This is a genomic window from Streptomyces muensis (assembly GCF_021474425.1).
Classification (GTDB): domain Bacteria; phylum Actinomycetota; class Actinomycetes; order Streptomycetales; family Streptomycetaceae; genus Streptomyces; species Streptomyces muensis.
The window spans coordinates 1-5,385 of record NZ_JAKEIP010000401.1 but is presented as its reverse complement, the minus strand read 5'-3'; the positions used below and the strand labels follow the sequence as shown (position 1 = coordinate 5,385).

At 71.5% G+C, this 5,385-nt stretch carries 3 protein-coding genes; 2 read left to right on the top strand and 1 reads right to left on the bottom strand.

What is annotated here, in order from left to right; translation table 11 throughout:
• Positions 1-178: 178 nt before the first annotated feature.
• Positions 179-1,294, top strand: coding sequence for an LLM class flavin-dependent oxidoreductase (locus L0P92_RS41795; protein WP_234768364.1), 1,116 nt, complete (start codon positions 179-181; stop codon positions 1,292-1,294).
• A gap of 19 nt (positions 1,295-1,313) precedes the next feature.
• Here the strand turns inward: L0P92_RS41795 and L0P92_RS41790 are convergent, their stop codons facing one another.
• Positions 1,314-3,212 carry a putative bifunctional diguanylate cyclase/phosphodiesterase gene (locus tag L0P92_RS41790; RefSeq protein ID WP_237696696.1) on the bottom strand — a complete coding sequence of 633 codons (1,899 nt, stop codon included), beginning with the start codon at positions 3,210-3,212 and terminating at the stop codon, positions 1,314-1,316.
• A 316-nt stretch (positions 3,213-3,528) separates the two neighbouring features.
• Between L0P92_RS41790 and L0P92_RS41785 the strand changes: the two genes are divergently transcribed.
• Positions 3,529-4,971 carry a M6 family metalloprotease domain-containing protein gene (locus tag L0P92_RS41785; RefSeq protein WP_234768362.1) on the top strand — a complete coding sequence of 481 codons (1,443 nt, stop codon included), beginning with the start codon at positions 3,529-3,531 and terminating at the stop codon, positions 4,969-4,971.
• Positions 4,972-5,385: the final 414 nt, after the last annotated feature.

Sequence of the window (5,385 nt, the reverse complement as noted above, 5' to 3'; positions counted from 1 at the left end):
TGAGGACGAGGCCGAAGGCCGATGGGGGTCCAGGGGGCGCAGCCCCCTGGCGGGGTCGAAGGGGCGGAGCCCCTTCAAAGGATGGGACGGGTAGGGGCGGCGGGGGCGAGGGAATAAAGCGGAGTCACCCTCCTGTTAAGCGTGGACGGACACCACACGGCAACCGCAGGAGGCACACGTGCCGGCAGCAGAGATCCGGGCCACCCCACAGGGCACCGCCCCGGCCCCCCTCTCCGTACTCGACCTGGTCACGGTCAGCTCCGGCCACACCGCCACCGACGCCCTCCGCACCAGCGTCGACCTGGCCCGCCTCGCAGAGACCCGCGCCTTCCACCGCTACTGGGTCGCCGAACACCACTCCATGCCCGGCGTGGCCTCCTCGTCCCCCGCAGTGATCCTCGCCCACATCGCCGCCCACACCACCCGCATCCGCCTCGGCTCAGGCGGCGTGATGCTCCCCAACCACGCCCCCCTCGTCATCGCCGAACAGTTCGGCACCCTGGAAGCCATGGCCCCCGGCCGCATCGACCTCGGCCTCGGCCGAGCCCCCGGCACGGACGGCGCCACCGCGGCAGCCCTCCGCCGCACCGACCACCTGGGCGAAGGCGCCGACGACTTCCCCGAACAGCTCGCAGAGCTCACCCGCTTCCTCGACGACGACTTCCCCGACGGCCACCCCTACCGCCGTATCCACGCCGTCCCCGGACCCGTCCAGGCGACCTCCCCCGGCGGCGTCCAGTCCCCGCACCGCCCCCCGATCTGGCTCCTCGGCTCCTCCGGCTTCAGCGCCCGCCTCGCCGCGGCCCTCGGCCTGCCCTTCGCCTTCGCGCACCACTTCTCGGCGCAGAACACCATCCCGGCCCTGGACCTGTACCGCGAGTCCTTCCGGCCCTCGGCCGTGCTCGACCGCCCGTACGCCCTCATCGGCGTCTCCGCCCTCGCCACCGACGACGAGAAGGAAGCCCGCCGCCAGGTCAGGGCCGCCGCCCTCAGCATGATCCGGCTGCGCACCGGCCGCCCAGGCCTGATCCCCAGCCCCGAGGAAGCGGAGGCCCACGAATTCACCCCGCTGGAGCGCGAGTTCGCCGACTCCTGGAACGCCAACGTCGTCCACGGCACCCCGGACGAGGTCCGCGCCGGCCTGGACGACCTCCACAAGCGCACCGGCGCCGACGAGTTGATGATCACGAGCAACGCCCCCGGCATGGACGTACGCCTGCGTTCGTACGAACTCATCGCGGACGCCTACGACTTGCCGACCACCCCGACCAGCGGGACCACCCCGGCCACCTGACCGCACCCTCCCAGGGCGGTCAGACCCGAACCCCCAGCAACTCGGAGATGCGATCCGGCGACACCGGCCGCGAGTACAGCCACCCCTGCCCGGTGTCGCACCCGATCCGCCGCAGCCGCGAGGCCTGCGCCAGCGTCTCCACGCACTCCGCGGTGACCGTCAGCCCCAGCCGGTGGGCCAGGTCGATCATCGCCTCGACGACGACCTCGTCGGCCGGGTTCGGCGGGACGGCCGCGTTGTTCTCGCTCTCGTACTGGAAGCCCCGTACGAAGGAACCGTCCAGCTTCAGGACAGAGACCGGCAGCCGGCTCAGGTAGGCGAGGTTCGAGTAGCCGGTGCCGAAGTCGTCGATCGCGATGCGCACGCCCATGTCGCTGAGCGCCTGGAGGTCCTGGATCGGCCGTCCCGCCGAGCCCATCACCGCGGACTCGGTGAGCTCCAACTGGAGCAGATGCGGGGCGAGTCCGGTCTCGTCGAGGATCCGGGCCACGTCCGCGACCAGGTCGGAGTCCCAGACCTGGCGGACGGCGACGTTCACGCTGACGAAGATCGGCGGCTCGTCGGGGTGGGCCGACTGCCAGGCCTGGGCCTGGCGGCACGCGGTCGCCAGGATCCAGCGGCCGAGCGGCACGATCGAACCGTCCTCCTCGGCCAGTCCGATGAACCGATTCGGCGCCAGTACGCCGAACTGAGGATGATTCCAGCGGACAAGCGCCTCGACCCCGCGCAGCCGGCCGTCCTCCATGCTGACCAACGGCTGGTACTCCAGGGCGAACTCACCGCGCTCGATGGCGGGGCGGAGCGTGGAGGCGAGGGCCTGGCGGGTCATGAGGTGGGCGTTGCGCTCGGGGTCGAAGAGCGTCCAGCGGTCCTTGCCGTCGGCCTTCGCCCAGTACAGCGTGGTGTCGGCGGCCGCCATCAGGGCGGTGGGAGTGGTGCCGGCGGCCTGGCGTTCCACGACGCCGATCGAGGCCGACACCGACAGCCGCCGTCCGCCCAGGTCGAAGGGGGACCGCAGCGCGGCGAGCACCGACTCGGCGAGGTCGGCGAGTTGCTCGGTACCTGTGGAGTCCTCGACGAGCAGGGCGAACTCGTCTCCGCCGAGCCGGGCCACCAGCGGCGGGATCGACCGGGTCCGGCCGGCCTCCTCCGCGCAGTGCGTGAGCCGTTCGGCCACGGCGGCCAGCAGCTTGTCGCCGACGCGATGGCCGAGGGTGTCGTTGATCGCCATGAAGCCGTCAAGGTCCAGGTAACACAGGCCGATTCGGCCGGTGGTGCCGCTCTCGTCGTACGACTCCACCTCCAGCGCGGCCGAAAGACGCTCGAAGAACAGGGTGCGGTTGGGCAGCCGGGTCACCGGGTCGTGCATCTCCAAGTGCCGCAGCCGGTCCTGGAGTTCACGGTGGTCGCTGATGTCGGCGACGCAGAGCAGGACGCCGCCGGGCTCCTCGGCGGGCAGCGGCGCGACCGTGACCTGGACCCACAGGGAGTGTCCGTCGGGGTGTTTCAGGCGTCGTGTGCAGCGCAGTTGGGCCTGACGGCCGCGCAGCACCTCGCGGTACGCGTGCCAGGCGCGGGCGTCGGAGGCGAGGTCCACCAGATCCGCGGCGACGGACCCGGCCAGCTCACCGGGGGGCGTGCCCAGCAGATCGGCGAAGGAGGCGTTGGCGTCGGTCACCAGGCCCTCGCGGTCCACCACGGCCATCGCGAGGGGTGCGGCGGAGAACGCGGAGGAATAGGGCCAGGAAGGGGATGGCAGCCCGGTGGCGACACGGGGCGGCGCTCCGGTACCACGTGATGGCTGTACGTTACTCTCTGTGACGGCTGCCCCGATGAGGCCTGCCGCGGGCGTCGGCCCTTCGGACGTTCCGCTCACCGCTCGCTCCCGCAGTGCACTCGATCTTCGGATGGGTCTCATCGGAATGGCCGGCCGGTTGGACGGGGGTGCCCCCTGCGGCCGCCGGGCCGTGTCCGTGCAGGAAAGTGTCAGGAAAGTGTGCCGATCATAGAGGCTGGCCCGGAGGCCTTCCACCTACTGTCCAGTCTTCCCGCGCGACGCGCTCTTCTGACAGATCGTTTCTGCCCGCACCTGGACAGCTTCTTCGAACCCCCGACCAGTTGTGACGTTCCGTGAGCGATTCGGGGGTGTCGGTTCTGACGATCCCTCGGTCCTCTCACCCGTCCGGTGCAGCTGAACAGGACGTAGTACGACAATCCGACACAGGGTGGATGCGGTGTCCCGCGAACCGCTTCCGGAGGTCCCCGTGCCGCGTCAGCTCCCCCTGCTCCGTGGGACGGGCCTGCTGCGGGACCGGCACCGACTGCGCAGCACCGCGGCCGTGTTCACCACGATGTCGGCGCTCGCCGCGACCTCCCTGGTCGCCGGACCCTCGGTCGCCGAACCCTTCGACACCACGCCCTGCGCCCTCAAACGGACCGCGGCCCACCACTCCGAGGGCCTGGACACCTGGAACGCCGCCTATCCGCGCCCGACCCGGGAACTCGACGCGGTCATGGTCTTCCTGTCCTTCCCGGACGCGGCCCCCCAGACGACCCCCGCCGAACTGACGGCCGACCACTTCCCGGCCACCACCCGCTTCTTCGAACGCGCCTCCTACGGCAGGTTCACCCTGCGTCCGCATCCGCTCCGGCACTGGATCCGGATGCCGAGGCCGTCCACCTCGTACGCCATACAGCGTGACTGGCGGGTCGCCGACCGGGCCGCCTATCTGCGGGACGCGCTCGCCGCGGCGGACCGTGAGGTGGACTTCTCCCGCTACGACATCGTCTACTTCGTCGCCGACCCGGACGCGCCCGGCGTCGACTCCGACGCCACGAAGGTCGTCAACCTGGACGCCCCGCTGCGGGCCGACGGCACCGACATCCGGCGCGTGGTCACGGTCTTCGAGAACCATCCGCCGGACCGCCTGGTCCTCGCCCACGAGACCGGCCATGTCTTCGACCTGCCCGACCTGTACCACCGCCCGGTCGACGGCAAGGGCGACTGGGACACCTATGTCGGCGACTGGGACCTGATGGGCAGCCAGTTCGGGATGGCGCCTGAGCTGTTCGGCTGGCACAAGTGGAAGCTGGGCTGGCTGGAGCCGCGGCAGGTGGTGTGTGTGCAGGGGCGCGGCGGCGGGCCCGTACGGCTGACGCTGGAGCCGCTGTCCGCGGCGCCCGGGATCCCGGTGCGGACGGGGGCGGCCGGGTCGCCGTCCGGCGCGTTCGGAGCGGGCGGCTCTCCCGGGGCCGCCCCCGACGCGTTCGGCACGCAGGGCGGGCTCGGGACGTACAGCGCCTCCGGGGCGTACGGCGGTGTGCCGGGCTTCGGGCTGGGGGGCGGCATCAAGCTGGCCGTCGTCCCCACCGGCACGGAGAGCGCCCTGGCCTTCGAGGTGCGCGGCCCGGTGGGCAACGACATGCAGGCCTGCCGGCCGGGGGTGCTGGTGTACAGGGTGCGCAGTGAGACCGAGTCCGGGGGCGGGCCGGTCGAGGTGATCGACGCCCATCCGCACACCGAGGCCTGCTGGGAGGAGTCCGTCTATCCGCCGCTCGCGGACGCGCCGGTCGGCCTCGGCGAGAGCTTCACGGTGCCGGAGGAGGGGGTGCGGGTGGATGTGGAGGGACGGACGGTCTCGGGGGCGTGGACCGTGCGGATCACGGCGATCGGGTAGCGCGTGCGCCGGGTGAAGGGTCGCGTGACCGGACAGATGTACGCCGGATGCCAGCGGTGCGCCTCGCGGGCCGCTCGTGCGCCGGGGGGCAATACGAAAAGGCCGGTCGCATCCAGGAGGACTTACACCCTGTGGGGCGGGGGAGAGGGCTCCTCAAATGCGAAAGCCCCCCGCGGTTGCGAGGAGCTTTCACTGTCTGTGCGCCGCCAGGGACTCGAACCCCGGACCCGCTGATGCTGCATTCCCCGGGGGATAACCCCCGGACCCCCAGCCGCCCCTGCGGAGCCGGGAAAGCATCTCAAATGCGAAGGCCTCCCGCCGCTGCGAGAGGCCTTCACTGTCTGTGCGCCGCCAGGGACTCGAACCCCGGACCCGCTGATTAAGAGTCAGCTGCTCTAACCAACTGAGCTAGCG